This window comes from Reichenbachiella agarivorans, assembly GCF_025502585.1.
Classification (GTDB): domain Bacteria; phylum Bacteroidota; class Bacteroidia; order Cytophagales; family Cyclobacteriaceae; genus Reichenbachiella; species Reichenbachiella agarivorans.
Genome location: NZ_CP106679.1, coordinates 3,743,073 through 3,766,722, shown reverse-complemented (window position 1 = coordinate 3,766,722; position 23,650 = coordinate 3,743,073). Strand labels below are relative to the sequence as shown.

Genomic DNA, 23,650 nt, shown 5'->3' with positions numbered 1-23,650 from the left:
ATTAGCCCATGAACAAGCAAACTGTTTTGGTGATTCGTTTGATATTTTTGGGTAGTCCCACTAAGAAAAAGTCCACATCCTCCGGCGAGGACATGGACTACATAACTAAAACAATAAATGAAAGACTACTCTTCTTAAATTTCCTTATCCATCAACTCTGAAGAATGATACCAATTCTTTGAGTGTTTCTGCTTGGTTGGACAACTCCTCTGAGCCACTGGCCATCTCTTCCGAACTAGCAGAGTTGCTTTGAATGATGTCGTTGAGTTGCTGGATGGCACTGTTGATTTGCTTGGAAGACTCGTTTTGTTCGAGCGAACTCTCGGCTATTTGCTTGACCAGACTAGCAGTTTTATTGATTTCTGGTACCAAATCATGTAGGAGAGTGCCTGATTTCTGTGCTACAGACACGCTGTTTCTTGATAAGTCATCAATGTCCGCAGCGGCTTTTTGCGAGTGTTCGGCTAGTTTTCTAACCTCTGCTGCTACTACTGCAAAGCCCTTTCCTTGTTCACCTGCTCTTGCTGCTTCTACAGCTGCGTTGAGTGCAAGGATGTTGGTTTGTCTAGCGATCTCACCTATGATGGTGATTTTTTCGGCGATAGAGGTCATGCTCTTGACAGTTTCTCCTACGGCTTGTGAGGCATTGTTTACACTGGCAGAGGCTGTATCCGCTATTCGCTCAGTTTCTCTGGCATTGTCACTATTTTTGATCGTAGACTCTGTCATCATATCCATAGATGAATTGATCTCTTCAGCAGATGCAGCTTGCTCATTGGCTCCTTGGGATAGACCAATGGAGATGTTGGTCAACTGCTCACTTGCGGATGAAAGATTCTTGGCTGACGATACCACTTCGGTGATGATTTTTTTCAATTGATTGACCATCAATTTTAAATCTGCATAGAGACCTTCATTTCTGTCGTCAAACTTGATGTTTAGGTTTCCTTCAGATAGATTTTTGGCAATGTCAGCTGCCTCGGTTGGTTCACACCCCAGTTGTTTGACAATGCTTCGCGTCAGAGCGATGCTAGATAGAATCATGAATATCAGCAGGACTCCAAAAAATAAGAAGGCGATTTGGCGAATCTGTTCTGACCTAGCGATACTTTGCGCAAAATGCTGTGCAGCTTCATTTTCGCTAATCTCGGTCAATTCGTCAATGGCCAATCTCATGGTATCAAAGGCTTTGACGAAATCTTCGAAATAGATGTACTTGGCCTTTTCTATGTTGCCAGCTTTTAAACTGCTTCTGATTTGAACTGTGTGATTGACGAGCTGCTCGTACTGGTATTCGAATGCTTGGAACTGAGGAAGGTCTTTCTTGTCAGTAGCATTGATATAGGTTGATTTGAATTTTTGAAAACGCTCGTTCAACTGTTGGATGTTTTCATCTACTTCTGAAAATTTGTCATCCAGCTTATAGGATGTAGCATTTTCTTCACTAAAGTTGACTAGAATTTCACTGAACTCAAGACGGGCTTGATAGCCATCTCTGTCAGCTTGCAGCAGATAATTGATGCTGACCAACCAATCTTCGTAGATCGCTTCAATGTTTCCTCTGATCAAAGAAAGACTGTAAGTGTTGTAAAAGATGTTGGAGATATAAAGAGCGATAATGATCGCAAATACCGATAATACTCTGGTCGATACTTTGAGGTTTGTCAATAGGTTCATCTTGTTATTGTTTTAGAAAGAGTCAGTTAAAATGAATGATTCAAAAATGTTGGTTTTACAGTGATGACTGCATAAAAGGTCGAAGATCCCTCTGAGCTGGCGCCATCATAATAGCTCATGTAAGTGTCAGTTACCCACATGTGACTGTAGCCCAAAGTGATTTTGGTATTGTCACTTTGCTTGTAGTGCCATCTGAGGTCTAGCTCAGTTCCATAGTAGTCGTCTAGTGACTTGCTGAAAGTCTCATTGTACACCTTGTTTTGACTAAAGAATCCATGTACATGTATGTCCATGTTTGATTTTTGTCCGGTTTTTACGTTGGTTTTGAGGTAGTAATCTTCCAATCCTGATACTGGCCATAGTCTGGTGTAGAAGTAGTCTAGGTAGCCGAAATTGCCATGCCTCAATCCAAAAAGGATGTCAAAATTATTTCGTTGATTGTAATCTGGATTGGCAGCATCAGCTGTAGATTCTCCAGATACGACATCTGTACCGAGCGTGAAGGTAATGTTCTTGTTAGGAGTGAATTTGGCCTGTGCAGAGTAAAGGAAAGCATTGACTTGTCTGCCTGTACCTACGGTATCTTTGCCGAACTGGTAGTAGTAGATTCCCTTTAGGTTTAGTTTGTCTGTTATTTTAAAAGAAGCATTGACACCTGTGGTGTGGTCATACCTGATGTCTAGGCTACCATCGGGTTTTTCCAATCCTCTGTTGAGGAAAACGGTTGCTATTGATAGGCGATCGGTATCTTTTTGCAACCATAGAAATTGCATGTTTTTGTGGTTTTTGAACGAATACACTTCTGGTTGAAAAGTAAATCCTGTGGAATTGTATGCAGCGGCTAGATGTGCTTTGAATCCACTTTTTTCGTATTTGAATAGCGCAGCATCGTGTGCCATGTTGCCACCCCAATTGAGACCACCCAAGATGAATTCGTCTCCGTAGATAAACCCTTGTCTACCGACCTTGATGGACAAACCATCTACGATTTGTTTTTCCACCCAAGCCCTGAATATGCTGAGATTGCCTGCTTGACCATTGTTGTTGTAGGTTCCCCAAGCTCTGAGGTCTTGAAGGATGATTTCCGAACTCATGTCACCCTCTTTTTCATAGTTCATGATGATGCGTGTACGCTGACTGACGTATCCTTCGTCTTTTTTATCTCCAATGACTGGCACTCTGTATCCATGAGAGTAAAGTGGGTTGAGTCGGTACTCAGCTTGCAGTTTGAAATTCTGCTGGGCGAAGGATTGGGTAGCACATGCTACCCATAGCAGTAGTAGGTGGATGAGTTTTTTCAACATGTTCATCAGTTCATTGGTTTTTGTTTTCCAAAGTTGCCTGAGTTTGCATGCCTGAGCAATCCGATTTAAAGTGTAATTTTCTCTAGGTAAAAAGGCTTAAAAGTCCATTCAGGATTTGTGAGCGGGATGTAGATTGGAGTTGTACTGTAGGCTTAGATTATTTCTGTACTACTTGATACAGATGAGAATTAATGTGGTTTTTTCCCTCCAAGCGATAATTGGCTTGTTTTTTAGATTTTGATCGGATCTATGGGTATTGAAATTTTTCATCACTTATTTCTACGTTTTTATACCTAGAAGAGTGTGTATAAATAGGAGGGGTTGTACTTGAGATAGAATAAAGATAAAGTTGATTTTCCTATATAAAATGGTGTCACTGAGTTGGAAATGTGTGAGGCTGGATACAAAAAAAAGTCCGATTGAAACACAATCGGACTTTGATATATAATAAGATGTCCGTACTAACCTGTCGGACGAAAAGGCTTATGATATTACATCATGCCGCCCATGCCACCTCCCATTGGAGGCATTGCTGGTCCACCATTTTCTTCTGGTTTGTCAGCGACAGCAGCTTCTGTGGTCAATAGGAGAGCAGCGATAGATGCAGCATTCTCTAGTGCCAACCTTGTTACTTTGGTAGGATCGATGATACCTGCTTTGAACATCTCTTCGTACACATCAGTTCTAGCGTTGTAGCCAAAGTCGCCTTTGCCTTCTCTCACTCTGTTGACTACTACTGATGCTTCACCACCTGCATTTTCGACGATGGTTCTCAAAGGAGATTCGATAGCGATTCTTACGATATTGACACCTGTGTTTTGATCTTCGTTTTCCAGTTTCATGCCATCGAGAGATTCGATTGCTCTGATCAAAGCAACTCCACCGCCAGCTACGATACCTTCTTGTACAGCAGCTCTAGTAGCGTGTAGTGCATCATCTACTCGGTCTTTCTTCTCTTTCATCTCTACTTCGGTTGCAGCACCGATGTAGAGAATCGCTACACCACCTGACAACTTAGCCAATCGCTCTTGGAGTTTTTCTTTGTCATAATCAGACGAAGTATTCTCCATTTGTTGTTTGATTTGGTTGACTCTGGACAAGATGTCCTCAGAGGTACCTTTGCCATTGACAATTGTAGTGTTGTCTTTGTCGATGTTGACTTTCTCAGCAGTACCTAGGTATTCTAGGGTAGCGTTTTCTAGGTTGTAACCTCTTTCTTCAGAGATGACAGTTCCTCCAGTCAAGATAGCGATGTCTTCCAACATAGCCTTTCTTCTGTCTCCGAAACCTGGAGCTTTGACAGCAGCTACTTTCAACGAACCTCTGATTTTGTTGACAACCAAAGTCGCCAAAGCCTCGCCATCTACATCTTCAGAGATGATCAACAATGGTCTGCCTTGCTGAGAAGTAGCTTCCAATACTGGAAGGATTTCCTTCATCGTAGAGATCTTTTTGTCGTAGATCAAGATGTAAGGGTTGTCCAATTCTGCTTCCATTTTCTCTGTGTTGGTCACAAAGTAAGGAGAGAGGTAACCTCTGTCAAACTGCATACCTTCAACAGTCTTCACTTCAGTTTCAGTTCCTTTGGCTTCTTCTACAGTGATTACACCGTCCTTGCCAACTTTTGTCATTGCATCAGCAATCATCTGACCGATTTCAGCATCGTTGTTAGCAGATACAGTTGCTACTTGAGCGATTTCTTCTGAACCTTTGATTTCTTTAGACTGCTTTTTCAAATTGGCAACCACAGCAGCAACTGCTTTGTCGATACCTCTTTTCAGGTCCATTGGGTTGGCTCCTGCAGCTACGTTTTTGATTCCATTAGCAAAAAGAGCTTGAGTCAATACAGTAGCGGTAGTAGTACCATCACCTGCGTCATCAGCTGTTTTAGAAGCAACTTCTTTGACCAACTGAGCACCCATGTTTTCGATAGGCTCACTTAGTTCGATTTCTTTGGCTACCGAAACACCATCTTTGGTAACAGTCGGAGCGCCAAATTTTTTGTCAAGTATCACATTTCTACCTTTAGGTCCCAATGTTACTTTTACCGCGTTAGCCAATAGATCCACACCCTTTTTGAGTCTGTCTCTTGCGTCAGTGTTAAAAAATATTTCTTTTGCCATTATTCTAATTGATTAAAATTCTAGGTTAAAATTTGAATTAAAGTGTTCCGAAAACATCTGAGTTTCTCATGATGAGGTATTCACCACCTTGTAGGGAGATCTCAGTTCCAGAGTATTTACCATAAAGTACTTTATCGCCTACTTTTACAGTCACAGGCTTTTCGCTTGTTCCTTCACCAACAGCGACTACTACACCTTCCTGAGGTTTTTCTTTGGCAGTGTCTGGAATGAAGATTCCTGAAGCAGTCTTTTCTTCTGCTGCAGCTGGTTCAACCAAGATTCGGTCTTCGTTTGGTTTAAAGTTTACTTTTGACATTTTACTTTTAGTTTATGATTTTTTGAAGTTATAAATCTACATCTCCCTTATCACTTCTTGTGCCAGTTCGTGATTTCTGACAAAAAGACCGACAAAGTTAGGAGAGGAGTGACAGGCTTGGCAATGCTGCGTTTGGACACTGACATCCTTGCTGTATGGGCAAAAAAAAGTCCTGACAAAACTGTCAGGACTTTTAAATATATGCTTTTGATAATGTTATTCTGCGTCTTCAGTACTTTCTTCAAGTACAGGCAATTCTTCTGCTGGAGCTTCTGAAGCATCCATATCCAAGGCAGGAGCTACTGATTTGTCTTGCGCACTTTCGATGTTTGGACTAGAAAACTCACTTCCAGTATTAGCACCCCCAATCATGAATTTAGTAGACATAGTCAGGGCGATCAATACGATAGCCAAAGTCCATGTCATTTTCTCTAATAGGTCACCTGTTTTCTTTACACCCATCAATTGTGAAGTGCCAGCTCCGCCAAATTGACTAGAGAGTCCACCGCCTTTTGAATTTTGTGCAAGTATTACCAAGATTAATACGATTGCCACGATGACAATTAATGTAATGATAGTTGCAAACATTATAATTTCTTTAGTTTTTCAATTTGAGACGCAAAGTAAGCCTTTTTCTTAGGATTTTTCAAAATTAATTTTTCATAGATCTCTATGGCTCTTTCTATTTTGCCTTGATCTGTCAAGATTGTGGCAAGGTTTTCCGTGACCAGATTGTCAGGGAACATGGTACTGGTCTCTGATAAATCCTGAACAATGGCAGGAATATTCTTTTGATCCTTAGATACTTCTATGCTTGGATTCGTTTCTAAGAAAGAATCTATCAAAGAGTTTTGTATCTCTTTAGGAGGTTTGGTTTTACTTAATTCAGGTGTTTTTTTTTTATGTCATCATCCTGATCCTCGTTCTTCGTCTTGTCTGTATTCAGTTTTTTAGACGTTTTGATAGAGGCTGACATCCTGAATTTAGGAGTGGATTTTAGCTTCTTGCTCGGGCTTGATTCCTGTTCATTTTCTTTAGCTGTTTCCGACGGTGTGTCCTCCTTTTTTGTGTCAGTGGCACTTTCCTTTTTTGAGATGCTTTTAGCTTTAGATACAGTCTTTTTGACTGCTTTCTCTTTGGTAGTTTTAGCAGCTGTTTTTTTGTCAACCTTTGCCTTATCGACTTTTTCCTCCGTGACTTCTTTCTTTGCTTTTGCAGCGGTAGGAGTATCTGTTTCTTTGGTTTCTTTTTTAGGCTTGGTAAACTTGTGAGGTCTTTTTAGGACGGAAAGCCTGAATTTTTTATCTCCTTTGGACGCTCCAGGGACTAGTTTTAGAGACTTTCTTTCTTCATCTATTTCACCTAGTTCGTGTTCAGAATCTTTAGCAGATACTTCAGTATCCTGTCTGATTTCGATGTCTTCATCGTCAGTATCAAAAACGGGTATCTCGCCTTTTTCAGCGACTGCTGTAGGCTTCTTTTTGGGCAAGTCTTCTGCAGTGGGTGATTCAGTATGATCTGGAGTTTGATCCAGCACATTTGTGCTTTCTACTTTTGCTACAGGTTCTTCTTTGGCTTCCTCAGGTTTAGAATCTTTGGGTTTTTGCAGCGATTGAAGTTTGGATTCGATGATTTCGGACATTTCGTCTGATACATCTTCTGGATGACCTTCTCTGTCCTCCATTTCCACCTCTTCACTGACCTTGTCAACGATTTTACTGAGTTCTTCAGAGGAAATCATTTTATCCTCTTCTGCTTTTTGAGCTTCTTTCTCCTTTTTGTAATCTCTTTTTTGCTGTAAGCTTTCTGGCAATTCTTGAGGTTCTGGTATCGGACTGTTGAAACTGTAAACGGTTTCTGGATCCAACTCAATAACAGATTCATCTACGACAGGTGTGTCAGACTTGTCATCTGCAGGTTTTTCAATGATCTTTTGAGGTTTTACTTCAGAGGTAGTAGTCTCTTTTTTGACAGGCTCTACATGTGAATCCTCGTCTGCATTGATTTCTTCTTCCCTTTTGGCCTGTAGGATTGGAGTGATTTCATCAATCTGAGCCTCTAGTGCTTCCAAATGATCATCCAAGGACTCTATTTCTGGTCCCTCTGATTTTTTGGAGGACTTAGGCGTAATTACTTTTTCTTCTATTGGAATTTCAGCTATTTCGTCTTCAGGTGTGGTTACTGTAGTTTCTATAGTTTCAACTTCTTGTATTTCCACTTCTATCTCCGATGTTATTTCGGTTTCAGTGATAGAAGAGACTACTTTTTCTTCTTCGACGCTTTCAGTTTTTGTTTCCTTTGGAGCAGCACTTTCGACGGCTTTATTTTCTGGCAGGGGAGCAGGTTCAGGTTTGGATTCTTCTGCATTGACCTCATCTGCTACTTGTTTTTTTAGCTTTTCAAAGGCATCATCTGCTTTAGGAACAGGGAGGATAACGATTTCTTCAGGGTGTTCTTTTTCGTATTCGAGGTATTGTTCTCTGCTGGATTTCCAGTTTTCTAGGTTGGCATAGATTTCCTCAATCAATTTGTCCATTTCTCCTCTGGGAGTAACAGATGGCTGTGGAGCCACAGTTTTTTGTATAGGAGTGGGGTTCGTTTGAGCGGTTTTTGTAGCAGGTGATGGAGTAGCAGTGATAAAGTCTTTGAACACCAATCTGTCCGTAGCATAAACTGCAGCAGTGTTCATTTTAGCCTTGTATGAAGGCAATTTGAGTGTTCTGCTCGCCTTGGCTAGGATAGCATGTCCATTCTGAAAATAGGGATATTGACGAACTAGCGTTTCGAGTGCTTTTACATCTGCTTCAGAAATCTTTTCTGTTACTCCTACTAGATCAATAAACTTCTGCTTATTCAAGTGTATGTTTGGTTTATGCTAAACGCTAAAGTTAATAAAATTTACCAATTAGCCACAGAGCTGTTAAATATATCCAAGATGATTTGATCGAAGATTTCTTCGACAAATTGTTCTTCATTGGAAGATAGGTTTTCTCTGTCCTGATCAAAATCAATAAAGAAGGAAAATGTTTTGTCAAAATCATAGGTGTCGTCTTTGATGTTGACGTAGGAAGCATTGACATAAATGGTCAATCTGGTCAAACTGGTAAGGTCAATGCTGTTTTCTTCTTGTGCTGCGGTCACGGCCACAGGAGAGAGTGTATAGTTGGTGACCGCACCTTCCAACTGTAGATCCCCGTCACTGTCGACTAATCTTAGGTTGGTGTTCTGAATAAAATAATCTCGAATCTGTTCTGTAAAGGTTATGCTCATGTTGGATGGTCCTAGAGGAGCATTGTTGTAGAATGTAGGAATCGAAATCGTCTTGACATCTGCTGAGATGGACGCTCCGGTAAATGAATATACACCACATGAGGTACTCATGCAGCATGCGAGTAAGATGATAAGTAAACTACTCTTCCAGTTCATATTGTTTGATTTTACGGTACAGGGTACGTTCAGAAATGCCAAGATCGAGTGCTGCATACTTTCTTTTGTTTTTGTTTTTTCTTAGCGCACGGATGATCAATTCTTTTTCCTTTTTTTCTATAGACAAAGAATCGTCTTCTTCTGTCTCATGAGTAATATCTTCGATTTTGTCCAGCTCATAGGATGAGTGGTTGTTATTGTTGGCAGAGATTAAAATGGGCTCTTCGACTCTACTCGGTTTTACGGTTTCTTCAAACTGCTCCTCTACAATTTCTAGGTTTTGAAATAGGTTCTTGTGTTCTTTCAAAATCTCTGTGTTGCTACTATCGCTGTTGAGCATTTCTAGAATCAATTTCTTCAACTCTGTGACATCATTCTTCATATCGAAGAGGATTTTGTACAGAATATCTCGTTCTGAAAAGCCACCATCTTTGCTGCTGCTGTCTTTTTTATCTATGGTAGCGGGCAAGTAAGAATTATCCATCGGTAGATAGGTTGCCAGTTTAGCAGCATCTAATAGGCGTTCCATTTCCAATACTGAAAATTTGCTCTACGATGTTTTTGAGTTGTCTGATGTTGCCTGGGAATCTGAATTTGTTGACCAAGGATTTGGCATCTTCTGTTAGCTTGATAGGTTCGACATGGTATTGCTCGCCAAAGTCGAAAGCAAATTTCCTGAATAGTAACTCGATGTCTGATCCTCTTTCTCGCAATGGTGGTACATAGATTGGCACAGTGTTCAATCTATAATATAGGTCTTCTCTGAATTTTTTGTTTTGTACTGCGCCGAGGAGATTGACGTTGGTAGCGGCAATCACACGTACGTTGGTTTTGAGGACTTTGGATGATCCCACTTTGATGAATTCTCCATTTTCGAGTACCCTTAATAGACGAGCCTGTGTACTCAACGGCATTTCTCCGATTTCATCGAGGAAGATGGTGCCACCGTCTGTCACTTCGAAATACCCTTTGCGTGCCTCATGCGCTCCGGTAAAAGAGCCCTTTTCGTGTCCAAATAGTTCTGAATCAATCGTTCCTTCTGGAATAGCACCGCAGTTGATGGCAATGAATTGCCCATGTTTGCGCTTGCTCAGTGAGTGTATGATTTTAGAAAATGATTCCTTGCCACTGCCACTTTCGCCTGTAATCAATACGCTCATGTCAGTAGGCGCAACTTGAGCTGCGACATTGATGGCTTGATTGAGAAGTGGCGAGTTGCCAATGATCCCGAAACGCCTTTTGATGGATTGGATATCAGATTCTTTCAAAACTTCGATTTAGTTTTCGATTAAACTCCCAAACAATGTACCTGTTGTACACCCTGTGATTTTGACATGTACGTAATCACCTTTTTGGTGGTTGGCTTTGTCAAATACCACCACTTTATTAGTACTTGTTCTTCCAAACAGTTGGTCTGAAGATTTTTTGGAGACTCCTTCTATCAATACTTCAAACTCTTTGCCTATGTCTCGTTGGTTGCTCTCAGCTGAAGTTTGGTTTTGTAGATCAATGATTTCGGTGAGTCTGCGTTTTTTGACCTCCATAGGGATGTCATCTTCGTATTTCTTTTCCGCTAGTGTGCCAGGTCTTTCTGAGTAGTAGAACATGTAGGACAAGTCGTACTTGACATATCTCATCAAAGACAGCGTGTCCTGGTGTTCTTCTTCTGTTTCTGTACAGAATCCTGCGATCATGTCACTCGATAAGCCACAGTCTTCCCCTAGAATTTCTTTGATTTTATCGACTCTATTGATGTACCAAGCTCTATCATAGGTTCTGTTCATCATTTCAAGGATTCTGGAATTTCCACTTTGCACAGGCAGGTGGATATATTTACAGATATTGTCGTACTTTTTCATAGTGTACAATACCTCGTCGGTGATGTCCTTGGGATGTGAAGTAGAGAATCGCACTCTCAGTAGTGGGTTGACCAGAGCAACTTTCTCTAATAGATGTGCAAAGTTGGTGATTTCTTGGATGTCAGATTTCTCCAATTTGGCTTTGTTGTTTTGCTCTTCAGACCATTTGTAAGAATCTACATTTTGGCCGAGCAGGGTTACTTCACGGTATCCTTTGTCAAACAAATCTTGCGCCTCAGCTATGATCGAATGTGGGTCGCGGCTTCTTTCTCTCCCTCGGGTAAAAGGCACCACACAAAATGAGCACATGTTGTCACAACCTCTCATGATCGAGATGAAGGCCGTCACACCATTGGAGTTGAGTCTGACAGGGCTGATGTCAGCATAGGTTTCTTCTCTGGATAGGAAGGTGTTGACTGCTTTTTGTCCAGAGTCGACTTCTTGGAGTAAGTTGGGCAGATCTCTGTAGGCATCTGGTCCTACGACCAAATCTACGATTCTTTCCTCTTCGAGTAATTTTGATTTGAGACGCTCAGCCATACAGCCGAGCACACCTACCACCATGTTTGGATTTTTTTTCTTAGATCCCTTGATGTGTGCCAGACGATTCCTGACGGTGATTTCAGCTTTTTCGCGGATGGAGCAGGTGTTGAGGAAGGTCACGTCTGCTTCTTCAAAGGAAGAAGTAGTGGTGTAGCCTTGCTCTTTCATAATAGAGGATACGATTTCGCTATCCGAAAAATTCATTTGGCAACCATAGCTTTCTATATATAGCTTTTTCTTGCCTGTATTTCCCTCTTCTTTGGTAATGTGAACTTCTTCTTGCTTCTGTTCCTCTCCACTTAGAATGTCTAAATCACTGATCAGTCCTTTCATTCTTTCGTCTTATTAGCTCTTTGGGTAATTCTTTATTTTACTCGAACCGCAAAGATAGAAAAACACGACATATTGTCAGATCATTCGGTCAATTACTTATGGATTCATTTGTCATTTATCATTCATCAGTTTTATCTGCCAAACCTCAGCTAGTTGCTTGGTATTTAATCTGTAATTTTGAGTTCTGATTTGAGTTCTGTTTTCGATTGAAAAAACTAAAATATATAAGCATAATATTGCTGTGGATTGGGTTACAAGTGACTGTTGCACAGGGGCAGGAGTCGACCTTGTACCTGATGATGAAAGATGTGCCCCAATCAAGCACCGGCAGAACTGTCTCAAATAATATAACCATTGAATCCGTCAGAACTCATCAGGCCGTCTCCAAGGTGGAATCGATGGAGTCAACAGGTCAGCCAAATCCCCAGTCTCGGAGCTTACAACAGCCTAAGAGCAAATACCTAAAGGGAATTTATCGATTGTCTGTAGAGGAATCACAAGCCGATCAGTTGATTCAAGAATTGCAAGGTTATGACAATGTACAAGTCGTAGAACGTGAACCAGAATTTCAAATTTTGGTTGTCCCCAATGATGAACAAATTGCCAAACAAGATTATTTGGCTGTGATTCAGGCATATGATGCTTGGGACGTGACACGAGGCGATTCGACGATTGTGATTGGAGTGAGTGATACAGGTTTTGACATGGATCATGAAGATTTGGTTTCCAAGATTTATTTGAATTTGGATGATCCAATCAATGGGGTAGATGATGATGGTAATGGGTACATTGATGATTACTATGGATGGGATGTAGCAGATGGTGACAATGATCCGACATATCGACCATCGGAGCAGTATTCTCATGGATCAAATGTAGCTGGGATGGCAGCAGCTGCCACCAACAATGGTAAGGGGATTGCTGGCTTGGCATATCGAAGCAAATTTTTGCCCGTCAAACTGGCTAAATCCTCTGATGGGATTTTTAATAATTCGTACGAATCTATCATTTATGCTGCAGACAGAGGTTGTGATGTGATCAATTTGTCTTGGGGTTCTGATGGCTCGTACTCGTCTATTGCCCAGTCAATTATCAATTATGTGGTGTTAGAGAAAGATGCAGTTTTGGTAGCCGCAGCAGGAAATACTGATGCTGAATTGGACTTTTATCCAGCTAGTTATGACCATGTACTATCAGTGGCCAAGAGCAACAATAATGATGAAAAAGCAACCAAGGCCAGTTGGAGCTATTATGTAGATATCATGGCTCCAGGTAAGGACGTTTTTACCACCAATATCAATAACAACTACACAATTACAGAAGGATCTTCTTTTTCTTCTCCATTAGTTGCGGCCACAGCTGCTTTGGTGAAGAGTGTGTTCCCAAAATACAACGCCATCCAAATCATAGAACAGATCAGAATGACGGCTGATGATGTATATGACAAAGGAAACAATAGCAATTACTATGGCATGCTAGGTAAGGGTCGTTTGAATGTATTTAGAGCAGTCTCGGAAAAGAATGTAGCTGCTATGAGAAGTTTTGATACAGAGATTACAACGAGTTTTGATGGAGAGGTTTTTGGTGGTGATACTGTCAACGTTTCCCTGAATTTCGTCAATATCCTACGAGACCTCAAAGGGACCAAAGTCACGATCACTTGTGAGTCCGAGTTGGCACATCCAATCAACAGTGAACTGGTATTAGGTAATATGTATGCCTTTGATACGCTTCGCAACATCAATGTCAAAGTGGTGATCAAAAAAGATGTGCCCGCTGATACCCGAATAAGTTTTCGAATGAGTTATCATGACAATGAAGGGTATGATGATTTTCAATACTTTCATATGACCACAGCCCAAGATTTTCACAGCATCAGCAACGGGACAATCCAACAAACCATTTCTTCTAAAGCTAACCTGTGTTATGAAGAAGATCAGTCATCGGCTGATAGGTTTGGTTTAAAATATAAAAATGCGAAAATCGCAAGCTCGATAGGTATTGCCATAGGTACGCAGGCAGATAGAGTTTCTGACAACATAATCAACAATCTGTTTACAGGAGAGCGGGATCAGGATTTTTTGGCGAGTACGAATACCCGATTGTACAACCGCGAGGATGTAGATGAATATGCCAGAGGTATTTTTACGGATAGTGCTGCATTGGTAGTGCAAGGCTTGCTCGTTGAGCAAGAATTCATGCTTTGGGATGATGATGATAATAATGATTTTCTGATCCAAGAGTACAGAGTGACCAATGTCACTGATACTGACCTTGCGATTCTGAAGATGGGGTATTATGCGAATCTGAATGTGTTGCAAAGTGTTCAGAATTGGGTGACATGGGATGCTACAAATGAGATGGGTTACACTCATACCCAAACTGCAGGTCAATTGATGGTGGGCGTGGCACTGTTGACAGAACAAGACCTTATATTTCATGCCATTGATTTGTTTGATGCAAATGGAAATCTCCTTGATTTGGCTAGTTCTGTATCTGATGCGACCAAATGGAGTCTGATGACTACCGACAAGTTGAGCGCGGGTGGGGCAGAGGGTAATGATGTAGCCATGATGCTAACGGCCGATTTGTCGACTTTGGCCGCTCATGCATCAGAAAAGGTGACCTTTGTGACGCTTTTTGGCTATTCTTCAGCAGAGTTGATTTCGAACTTGGAGAAAGCTCGTGCGAAGTACCAAGATTTTCTAGAAAACCCCGCATTGAATTGGTCACAGTTTGCCTGTGAGAATGCAGCGGTTCCATTGGAGAATTCAGTTGACTTTTACATCTATGATGACAAATCAGAATCCAACTTGATTGAATCGGGCTCTGATTTGAGTTTGGTTGGTTTTGATAGTAATACGGTTTTGTATTATAGGGAATATGTAGACGGATATTTTTCTGATTTGTACGCCATGTTTTTACAAATATTCAATCCCGAGGTAGTGATGAGGGCAGACCCTACGGTGTATTACTTGGGAGATAATCCAGCCAACAAGGTACAGTTCATAGATGAGAGTTTGACTGCCACGAAATGGTCGTGGGATTTTTCCAATGGTTTTTATTCCAAGGCTAAAAATCCGATTGTGACATTTGGTAATGAAGGAGACTACACAGTGAAACTAGCCATCGTGACGGAATTGGGCTGTGAGGCCTTGGGAGAGTTGTTTTTTCAAGTCAAACAACGAGGAGCAGCGCCTGTGTTTCAAACCTATCGGGTATGTTCTGGTGAAACAGTTGTGATATCATCTGCGAGTTCAGGTGATTTGCGCTTTTACAACAGTACTCATGCAACCCAGCCATTTTTTGAAGGAAGCGAATGGGAGACGCCTGCTCTATACGAATCTCAGACCTACTACGTCAGCTCTACGGCTACCGAAAATGAAAGCGTGAAAATACCAGTTGAGGTGACAGTGGATCCGATCATGGCTAGATTTAGATACCTACCAGACACCATAGATCTTTCGTCCAGCGAGATGATATGGATTTCGGACGAAAGTACCCATGCAGCGACACGATCATGGCAACTCAACGGCGTGTCTGCGGGTAATAACATGACATTGACTCGTGTGGTGAGTGCACTGACACAGATGGAAATATTGTTGACAGCTACGAGTATGGACGGCTGTGAGTCAAAAGTAAGTGAGCGGGTGAGTTTTGCGACTAGTACTCAGCCAGGAGTCAATCAAAATACCATAAGAAGGGTCTGCGAAAAGGACTTAGTATGGTCCCAACCCAGGTACGGGGAGTATTTTGCATTTTATGCAGATGAGGGATTGACACGATTGGTAGCTAAGGGAAAGCAGGCCTATTTGGGGCCGGTATTGACTGATACTTCATTTTATATAACCAACATCACTGATTACCACCAAAGTGCCGCAGTAGAGTTGGAGATCAAAGTCAATTCCTTTGATCCAACACTCACAGCCTCTCCCGATCAATTGATCTTGGCAGAGAGTCAGTATGCTCGCTTCTCCGCCAGTCCAGACTCTGAGATAGCTTCTTACCAATGGTATATGGACGGACAATTGATAGAGACAACCAAAACTCTAAATTATACCTTTTTCGATGCAGGAAACTATGCCATGGAATTGGTTGCTATGAGTAAGTTGGGTTGTTATGATACCTTGGTCATGGATTACAGGGTTTCGTCGACAGTTTTGTCCGGAACTGAAAGTAATCAAATGGAGGTATATCCTAATCCTGCCAATTCTTTGCTACATATAGATGTGGAATACAAAGCAATCCAAGGATTGCAAGTGTTTTCGGTGTTGGGACAGCGGTATGAGATTTCATGGGTTTCTTGGGATGATGGTATGACTGCAGTTTCTGTTTCTCATTTACCAAGTGGAGTTTATTTTTTAGAGGGTAGATGGAATGATGAGGAGTTTCGCCGCAGATTTGTGAAGATATAATTCACACCTAGTTTTTGATATTATTCTACATAAACGCACATTTCGAGAGAAATCATTTGCAATTAACGGTGTATGGTATTACTTTTATCCTAATGACTTGAACTACTGTATGATGCACAGACTTCATTTCATCCAAAAGATATTATAAATCTGCTTCAAGCACATTTTATTCAAGAAAAGGTTAGGTTAAAGTAGGTCAAACTACTCCCTGATTTCTAGAGGTAGGAATCAGGGTTTTTTTTGTCTTATCCAAACCCAATCCATAAAACGTCGTTAATTTAGCTTTCGTTACTTGCAGCAATCTTTTAGCAGAACTAAAATCTTATGAATTTTACACGACTATCTTTTGTCATCTTAGTCTCTTTTTTACCTTTCTTTTCCTACTCTCAAAAACCACAGCAAGCCAATTCGGCTGAAATATTACATAAATTAGAACAGCTCAATGTGTTGGGTTCTGTGTTGTATGTTGCGGCACACCCTGATGATGAGAACACACGTTTGATTACCTATCTTGCCAACGAGAAGCATTATAATACGGCCTATCTTTCGGCTACCCGTGGAGACGGAGGGCAGAATCTTGTAGGTTCAGAGATCCGAGAGTCTCTCGGCGTGATCCGTACGCAAGAGTTGTTAGCAGCTCGCAGGATCGACGGAGGACAACAATATTTTAGCCGTGCCAATGATTTCGGCTATTCCAAAAAACCAGAAGAGACCTTCAATATTTGGAACAGAGAGGAAGTACTGAGTGATTTTGTAAGAGTGTATCGGAAACATAAGCCTGATGTCATTGTTACCCGTTTTCCAGAGGATGGACGAGGAGGACATGGACATCACACCGCTTCTGCGATTTTAGCAAGGGAGGCATTTGCATTGGCAGCAGATCCTACAGCATTTCCCGAGTCTGCAGATAAGTACGGTGTTTGGCAGGCCAAAAGATTGGTTTTTAATACTCACCCATATTTTTTTAGAGATGAGAATGGGGTATTTGACCCTACTGGTTTGCTAGCAATTGACTTGGGAGGTTACAACCCATTGTTGGGTCAGTCTTATACTGAAATCGCTGCTGAGAGTCGCAGCTGTCACAAAAGCCAAGGATTTGGAACGACTGGAAGCAGAGGTGAATCGATGGAATATTTGATTCCTGTCCTAGGGGATACCTCCACCACAGAATTGTTTAACGAGATCACAACTACTTGGGCGAGAATCAAGGGGGGACATAAAGTGGGATACCATGTCGACAAAGCCTTGATGAATTATGATCCTACTCAACCTGAAATCATCATCCCAGATTTGATCAAAGCATACAACGAACTCCAAAAGATCGACAATCCATATTGGAAGGAACTGAAACAACATGAAATCAAGGAATTGATCAAAGAATGTGCAGGATTGTATATGGAGGCCAAAACGGATGCTGAAGTATATGTGCCAGGAGATTCGATCAAATTGAGTATAGAGGCCATCAATCGATCCCAATTGGAAGTAAGCCTCAGTGCTATTGATGTGGTGGGAATACAAACTTTCAAAGTGGGGCAGAGATTGTATGACAACCGCCCGCTCAACATGGACAAAAATTATCAATTGAAGGAGGGAATGGATTATTCTCAACCTTATTGGCTCAAGGACAAAGGGACATTGGGTATGTACCGTGTCGATGATGTCAATCTGATAGGCAAACCTGAGAATGATCCAGCCTTGCAGTCTGTCTTTACCATTCAAATAGGAGAGACCTATTTGGATTACAAATTGCCTATAGTGTACAAAAGAAATGATCCTGTGGAGGGAGAAGTGTATGACCCTGTCGTGATTGCACCACCTGTATTTACCAATATTCAGGACAAAGTATTGGTGTTTGCCAATGGAGCCGAAAAGGAAGTCAGTATCAAAGTGATCTCAGGTAGAGATGGATTACAAGGTGAGTTGACATTGGATTTGCCAGAGGGATGGAAATCAAAACCTAAAGCTCACAAGTTTTCGCTGGATGCGAAAGGCCAAGAGGCCGTCTACAAATTCTTGTTGACACCTCCAAGTCAACAATCAGAGGGTGAAATCACCGCAGTAGCGACTGTAGAGGGCAAGGGGTATTCCTACCAACTGGAAACGATCTCCTATGATCACATTCCCAAACAAACACTTTTGCCGACAGCTACAGCCAAGGTGGTGAAGATTGATTTGAAGAAAAAGGGACAGAAAATCGCTTATATAGAAGGGGCAGGAGATGATATCCCTGCCAGTTTGAGACAGATTGGTTATCAGGTGGATGTGGTCAATGATCAGTCAATCAGCGTCGATTTACTCACCAAATATGATGCGGTGATTCTCGGCATCAGAGCCTTCAATACCAGAAACAATCTCAAGTTTGAGAACAAGGATTTGATGACTTATGTCAAAAATGGAGGGACTGTGATCGTGCAGTACAATACCTCACATCGTTTGGTGACAGAGGAGATTGCACCATACCCACTCAAATTGTCCCGTGATCGGGTCTCTGTAGAAGAGGCGGAAATTCGTGTCTTGATACCAAGTCATCCAGTATTGAATACACCCAACCAGATCAGTGCTGCTGATTTTGACAATTGGACACAGGAGAGAGGATTATATTTCCCCAACGAATGGGATGACAAGTTTGACGCGGTGTTGTCGTCCAATGACCCAGGCGAAGACCCAAGAAATGGAGGTCTCTTGGTGGCTAAGTATGGCAAGGGGTATTACATCTACACAGGTTACTCTTGGTTCAGACAATTGCCAGCAGGTGTTCCAGGAGCGTATAGAATCTACACAAACTTGATTTCCATTGGAAAATAAACCCATCATCCCCAAAATAGAACAGGAAGAGAAGCCACCGTTTTTTCAAAGGTGGAGGCAGATGTATTGGTTTGTACTCTCTACCTTGTTTGTCATTATTATGTTGTTGTACTGGTTTAGCCAATCTTATTCATGAGCATTCTTGATCTATTTGTGTTGTTTGGAACCCTTGGGTTGATTGTAGGCTATGGTGTGTACAAAACGCTAGGGACTAACAACATGCAGGATTACTTGTTGGGAGGCAACAGTATGAAATGGGGCACCATTGGTCTGTCTGTCATGGCAACTCAGGCGAGTGCAATTACTTTCATTTCGACACCTGGACAAGCCTATGAGAGCGGAATGGCTTTCGTGCAAAATTATTTTGGTCTCCCAATCGCCTTAATCATAGTTTCCTTTGTTTTCATCCCTATTTACTATCGACTCAAAGTCTATACTGCTTATGAATACCTAGAAAGTAGATTTGACAACAAAACTCGTCTGTTGGGAGCGTTTCTGTTTTTGATACAGAGAGGTCTAGCTGCAGGGATCACTATTTATGCTCCTGCAATTATTTTGTCGACGATTCTCAATTGGGAATTGACTTATACGATCTTGCTGGTGGGCATTTTGGTGATTATCTATACTGTCAGTGGAGGTACCAAAGCGGTGAGTATTACCCAAAAGCATCAAATGGCGGTAATTTTGATTGGGATGGTTTTAGCCTTTGGGTATATCATCTATTACCTCAGCCCATTCGTGTCTTTTACTGGAGCATTGAAACTGGCGGGGAGTCTTGACAAGTTGAATACTGTGGATTTTTCTTTGGATTTTGAAAAGAGATATACCGTTTGGTCGGGTATTTTGGGAGGGTTGTTTTTGGCTCTTTCGTACTTTGGGACGGATCAATCTCAGGTGCAAAGGTATTTGGGAGGGAAGAATACAGCAGAAAGCAAAATGGGTCTGATGTTCAACGCCGTCTTGAAGATTCCGATGCAGTTTTTTATTCTGCTGACAGGTGCGATGTTGTACGTGTTTTACATCTTTTATCAATCTCCAGTTCATTTCAACCAAAACTCGGTGATTGATCTCCAACAGAAAGTACCCCAGCAAACAGAAGAGATAATTAACAAACATGAACAACTGTTTGAGCAAAGAAAGGAAGCTGCAATTGCGTTTGGAGAGGCAGGTTCGGATGTTGCCGCTCAAGAAAGCACACGTACCCATTTGATTCAGTCAAGCAAAGATCTGGAGCAAAACAGACAAAAAATAAGAGATCTGATTGTGGAAAATGACAGTTCTATCAAAACCAAGGACTCAGATTATGTCTTTTTGACTTTTATATTGAATTATCTGCCTGAAGGGCTGATAGGTCTATTGATAGCGGTGATTTTCTCTGCGGCGATGTCTTCGACCTCTGGCGAGCTCAATGCCTTGGCATCTACTACCACCATAGATTTTTATAAAAACATAATCAATCCTCATGCGACGGATTCTCAGTATGTGGTCGTGTCCAAGTTACTTACAGCTTTGTGGGGTATGCTAGCGATTGGGTTTGCGTTTATGGCGCATAGGTCTGAGAATTTGATTGAGATGGTCAATATTCTAGGGTCTCTGTTTTACGGCAACATTTTAGGGATATTCCTAGTGGCATTTTTTGTCAAGTTTGTAAGAGGAAGTGCGGTTTTTTGGGCAGCAATAGTATCTCAAGGCATGGTCTTGACTCTATTTTTGACATCAGATATAGGTTATCTTTGGTTCAATGTGATCGGTTGTGCAGGAGTAATGTTGATTGCGATATTGATTCAATTGGTGATTCCAAATACTGCTATGAAGGAGGATTAAATCATATCGCTTGTCAGATTTAGTAGTCTTTTTTTCTTCCAAAATAATCGTTGTTACCAGCAAAGTGATTCCAATCTTTTGGTTCAGCTATATTTTGATTAATCTTGTTTATGATCTCTAAGAAAACCAAGTATGCCTTAAATGCTCTAGTCTATTTGGCCAAACAAGAAGACAATAGCCCTGTGTTGATCAGTGACATTGCCAAATCAGAAAATATTCCACAGAAATTCTTAGAAACCATTCTTTTGGAGCTAAAGAAAGCAGCTATACTAGCAAGCAAAAAGGGCAGAGGTGGTGGTTATTATTTGCTCAAAGAACCAAAGGACGTCAATCTTGCAGATGTGATGAGATTTATTGATGGACCGATTGCCTTGTTGCCTTGTGTTTCGTATTTGTATTACGAAAAGTGTGATGAGTGTCATGATGAGGAGACTTGTGGAATACGGGATGTTTTTTTTGAAGTCAGAAACAAAACCGTTGATTTGTTGAAACACGCGACACTCGAAGAGATTATTAGACGAGAGAAAAGGAAGGTAGAATAATTTTATTTCCCTTATAACTCTACTAAGTATATAGACTATATTATATTTGCGACCATAAACCATTTGAAAGAAACCGAAGTATGAGTATTGATGCAATGATTACACTGGGCGTGATTGCGGTAGCGATCGTGCTGTTTGCTACGGAAATTCTTTCCATAGATTTGGTGGCGTTGATGATCATGGTGACGCTGGTGCTCACTGGAGTCGTTACAGCGGAGGAGGGGGTAGCTGGCTTTAGCAACAAGGCTACCATTACCGTGACATTCATGTTTGTACTCAGTGCGGCCTTGCTCAAAACAGGTGCTCTTCAGGCACTGGCTCACCGACTGACCTCCACATTCAAGTACAATTTCAACGTAGGAATCATCTCGATGATGCTCATCATTGCGATCATATCTGCCTTTATCAATAATACACCTGTGGTGGCAGTGTTTATTCCTATTTTGGTACAGATCGCACATTCATCAGGTCAAAGTCCGTCCAAAATGCTGATTCCATTGTCTTTCGCTTCGATATTTGGTGGGAGCTGTACACTGATAGGTACTTCAACCAACGTGTTGGTCAGTGGGATCGTAGAGCAACATGGTCTGGAAGCTATATCCATGTTTGATATGACTCCTATGGGGTTGATATTTATTGGAGTTGGTACCATCTACATGGTTTTTTTGGGAATTAAACTATTGCCTGGCAATCGTGACAAAAAGGATCTCTCCGAAAAATTTGGGATTAGAGATTATATCACAGAGATCGAATTGCTGGCTGGATCGGCATATATTGATAAACGGATCATGGATTCGGAGCTCGTCAGGGAGCTAGAAATGGATGTGATCGAGGTACGAAGATATGGTAGCGTGTTCTCTTTGCCTCAGGGCGATTTTGTCCTTAGAGAAAACGATACGTTGAAAGTGCAGTGCAATGTAGAGAAGATCAAGTCGCTCAAGGATAGAGACAAAATCAACATTGCATCCACAGAAAAGTCCAGTGAGGAGGTACAGAAAAATGAAAATACTACCCTCATAGAGTTGGTCGTGACCTCTGAGTCAGAGATGGAGGGAAAGACCTTGAGAGAAACAGACTTTAGACGTAGATATCGTGCTGTTCCTCTAGCAATCAAGCACAGAGAGCAAATCAAACACGAGCAATTGTACCGAGTAAAATTGAAGGCTGGTGATATCATTTTGGCGGAGGTCAAAAATCACTACTTGAAGGAATTGAAACAGATTGAAAAGGGCAAAGAAGCACCCTTTATTTTGTTGTCGGAGGATGTGGTCACTACGTTTGACAAGCGTAAATTTTACATAGTGATGGTTGTGACCTTGGCGGTGATTGTATTGGCTAGCACAGACATTTTGCATGTCATGATGGGTGCCGTAGCAGGAGTGGTGGCTCTGGTATTACTGCGGGTCATTGATATGAAAGAAGCCTATGATGCCATTGGATGGAAGGTAGTCTTCCTATTGGCGGGAGCCTTGAGTTTGGGTACTGCAATGAGTAATTCTGGTTTGGATCTTTTGATTGCGGATACTTTGATTGGCCAACTTGGGCCTTGGGGGCCTATGGCCATTGTTTCAGGGTTGTATTTGGTCACATCTTTGCTCACCGAAATCATGTCCAACAATGCGGCAGCTGCGCTCATGGCACCTATTGCATTGGCTACAGCTCATACTCTAGAGTTGAGTCACATGCCTTTTATCATGGCAATCACATTTGCTGCTTCAGCTAGTTTCATGACACCCGTCGGTTATCAAACCAATACGATGGTGTACAGTGCTGGTCAGTACAAATTCCGTGATTTCTTGAAAGTAGGGACAGTACTCAATATCTTGTTTTGGATTTTGGCGACTATTTTTATTCCCATGATTTATGGATTTTAGTGAGGCACTGGTTGTTAATGTTTGGAGAAGCAATACCTCTTGGGATTGTGCTCGTAAATATTGCTTTGGATTCTCGTAAATCATTGCACTGCTTTTCTCTGAGTTGATAGAATCCTGTTATATTTACCATCATCCACTAATTTCAATCATCAATGATACAACTACAAAAGGAGCTAATCGATACATTTGGTAAAATCCTCTATGCAGTAGCCAAATGTGACGGAGAGGTGCAAGAGGAGGAACTAGCTATCATACACCAAGTCATAGATGAAAATCAATGGGCACAAGAACTGGAGCTGTCGTTTGAGGTGGAGCGAGAGATGGGCACTGACCCCATAGAATTATTCGAAGAATCCATGGAGGTGTTTGACCGACATGATGTCAGAGTACACTACGAACAGTTCTTGGATTTGCTGGAAAATGTCGCTGAAGCACACGGAGGTATAGTGAGTCAAGAACGTGCATTGATAGATCAATTCAGAAAAAGATTGTTAGGTTAGTTCCAGATCATAGGCAAAATGAATGGTTAATTAAACCCTTCAAAAAGCTTTTGAAAGGATATTCAAAATCGAACTTAGCTTTCTACACTCGTTGACAATCATCAAACCT

15 protein-coding genes and 1 pseudogene are annotated in these 23,650 nt (G+C 41.4%); 6 read left to right on the top strand and 10 right to left on the bottom strand.

Annotated elements, in window-relative coordinates; genetic code table 11:
• Positions 1–144: 144 nt before the first annotated feature.
• The 10 genes and pseudogenes from N6H18_RS15790 to miaB all read right to left on the bottom strand — a co-directional run bounded on the left by N6H18_RS15790 (position 145) and on the right by miaB (position 11,581).
• Positions 145–1,677, bottom strand: a complete 1,533-nt coding sequence (locus N6H18_RS15790) for a methyl-accepting chemotaxis protein (protein WP_262309248.1) — start codon at positions 1,675–1,677, stop codon at positions 145–147.
• Between the two features lie 26 nt (positions 1,678–1,703).
• The gene (locus N6H18_RS15785) at positions 1,704–2,987 is read right to left on the bottom strand and encodes an alginate export family protein (protein WP_262309247.1); all 1,284 of its coding nucleotides are present in this window, start codon (positions 2,985–2,987) and stop codon (positions 1,704–1,706) included.
• Between the two features lie 485 nt (positions 2,988–3,472).
• Positions 3,473–5,104 (bottom strand): chaperonin GroEL, encoded by a 1,632-nt coding sequence (groL, locus tag N6H18_RS15780; RefSeq protein WP_262309246.1) that lies wholly within the window; start codon positions 5,102–5,104, stop codon positions 3,473–3,475.
• A 37-nt stretch (positions 5,105–5,141) separates the two neighbouring features.
• A complete protein-coding gene (locus N6H18_RS15775) occupies positions 5,142–5,420 on the bottom strand; it encodes a co-chaperone GroES (RefSeq protein ID WP_262309245.1) in 279 nt (92 codons plus the stop codon).
• Between the two features lie 216 nt (positions 5,421–5,636).
• Positions 5,637–6,008, bottom strand: coding sequence for a preprotein translocase subunit SecG (gene secG / locus N6H18_RS15770; RefSeq protein WP_262309244.1), 372 nt, complete (start codon positions 6,006–6,008; stop codon positions 5,637–5,639).
• Positions 6,008–6,265 (bottom strand): hypothetical protein, encoded by a 258-nt coding sequence (locus N6H18_RS15765; protein ID WP_262309243.1) that lies wholly within the window; start codon positions 6,263–6,265, stop codon positions 6,008–6,010. Before N6H18_RS15765 ends, secG begins: the two co-directional genes overlap by 1 nt.
• 35 nt (positions 6,266–6,300) lie before the next feature.
• The gene (locus N6H18_RS15760; RefSeq protein WP_262309242.1) at positions 6,301–8,277 is read right to left on the bottom strand and encodes a DNA topoisomerase 2-like domain-containing protein; all 1,977 of its coding nucleotides are present in this window, start codon (positions 8,275–8,277) and stop codon (positions 6,301–6,303) included.
• 41 nt (positions 8,278–8,318) lie between these two features.
• The gene (locus N6H18_RS15755; protein WP_262309241.1) at positions 8,319–8,846 is read right to left on the bottom strand and encodes an LptE family protein; all 528 of its coding nucleotides are present in this window, start codon (positions 8,844–8,846) and stop codon (positions 8,319–8,321) included.
• Positions 8,830–10,114: pseudogene (locus N6H18_RS18765) on the bottom strand (sigma 54-interacting transcriptional regulator). Before N6H18_RS18765 ends, N6H18_RS15755 begins: the two are co-directional and overlap by 17 nt.
• A gap of 9 nt (positions 10,115–10,123) precedes the next feature.
• Positions 10,124–11,581 (bottom strand): tRNA (N6-isopentenyl adenosine(37)-C2)-methylthiotransferase MiaB, encoded by a 1,458-nt coding sequence (miaB, locus tag N6H18_RS15745; protein ID WP_262309240.1) that lies wholly within the window; start codon positions 11,579–11,581, stop codon positions 10,124–10,126.
• 206 nt (positions 11,582–11,787) lie between these two features.
• On the opposite strand from miaB, the gene N6H18_RS15740 reads away from it, so the two are divergent.
• The 6 genes from N6H18_RS15740 (at position 11,788) to N6H18_RS15715 (ending at position 23,541) form a co-directional block, all read left to right on the top strand.
• Entirely contained in the window at positions 11,788–15,996 is a 4,209-nt protein-coding gene (locus tag N6H18_RS15740) for a S8 family serine peptidase (RefSeq protein ID WP_262309239.1), read from the top strand.
• 324 nt (positions 15,997–16,320) lie between these two features.
• Complete coding sequence (locus N6H18_RS15735) at positions 16,321–18,801, top strand: PIG-L family deacetylase (RefSeq protein WP_262309238.1); 2,481 nt, start codon at positions 16,321–16,323, stop codon at positions 18,799–18,801.
• A 132-nt stretch (positions 18,802–18,933) separates the two neighbouring features.
• Entirely contained in the window at positions 18,934–20,625 is a 1,692-nt protein-coding gene (locus N6H18_RS15730) for a sodium:solute symporter (protein WP_262309237.1), read from the top strand.
• Between the two features lie 110 nt (positions 20,626–20,735).
• Entirely contained in the window at positions 20,736–21,167 is a 432-nt protein-coding gene (locus N6H18_RS15725) for an RrF2 family transcriptional regulator (RefSeq protein WP_262309236.1), read from the top strand.
• An 80-nt stretch (positions 21,168–21,247) separates the two neighbouring features.
• The gene (locus tag N6H18_RS15720) at positions 21,248–23,041 is read left to right on the top strand and encodes an SLC13 family permease (protein WP_262309235.1); all 1,794 of its coding nucleotides are present in this window, start codon (positions 21,248–21,250) and stop codon (positions 23,039–23,041) included.
• Between the two features lie 152 nt (positions 23,042–23,193).
• Complete coding sequence (locus N6H18_RS15715) at positions 23,194–23,541, top strand: tellurite resistance TerB family protein (RefSeq protein WP_262309234.1); 348 nt, start codon at positions 23,194–23,196, stop codon at positions 23,539–23,541.
• Positions 23,542–23,650: the final 109 nt, after the last annotated feature.

Coding starts and splice junctions, on each gene's coding strand:
- N6H18_RS15725 (WP_262309236.1), top strand. CDS start 20,736: ATGATCTCTAAGAAAACCAAGTATGCCTTAAATGCTCTAGTCTATTTG.
- groL (WP_262309246.1), bottom strand. CDS start 5,104: ATGGCAAAAGAAATATTTTTTAACACTGACGCAAGAGACAGACTCAAA.
- N6H18_RS15735 (WP_262309238.1), top strand. CDS start 16,321: ATGAATTTTACACGACTATCTTTTGTCATCTTAGTCTCTTTTTTACCT.
- N6H18_RS15775 (WP_262309245.1), bottom strand. CDS start 5,420: ATGTCAAAAGTAAACTTTAAACCAAACGAAGACCGAATCTTGGTTGAA.
- N6H18_RS15785 (WP_262309247.1), bottom strand. CDS start 2,987: ATGAACATGTTGAAAAAACTCATCCACCTACTACTGCTATGGGTAGCA.
- secG (WP_262309244.1), bottom strand. CDS start 6,008: ATGTTTGCAACTATCATTACATTAATTGTCATCGTGGCAATCGTATTA.
- miaB (WP_262309240.1), bottom strand. CDS start 11,581: ATGAAAGGACTGATCAGTGATTTAGACATTCTAAGTGGAGAGGAACAG.
- N6H18_RS15730 (WP_262309237.1), top strand. CDS start 18,934: ATGAGCATTCTTGATCTATTTGTGTTGTTTGGAACCCTTGGGTTGATT.
- N6H18_RS15715 (WP_262309234.1), top strand. CDS start 23,194: ATGATACAACTACAAAAGGAGCTAATCGATACATTTGGTAAAATCCTC.
- N6H18_RS15755 (WP_262309241.1), bottom strand. CDS start 8,846: ATGAACTGGAAGAGTAGTTTACTTATCATCTTACTCGCATGCTGCATG.
- N6H18_RS15720 (WP_262309235.1), top strand. CDS start 21,248: ATGAGTATTGATGCAATGATTACACTGGGCGTGATTGCGGTAGCGATC.
- N6H18_RS15790 (WP_262309248.1), bottom strand. CDS start 1,677: ATGAACCTATTGACAAACCTCAAAGTATCGACCAGAGTATTATCGGTA.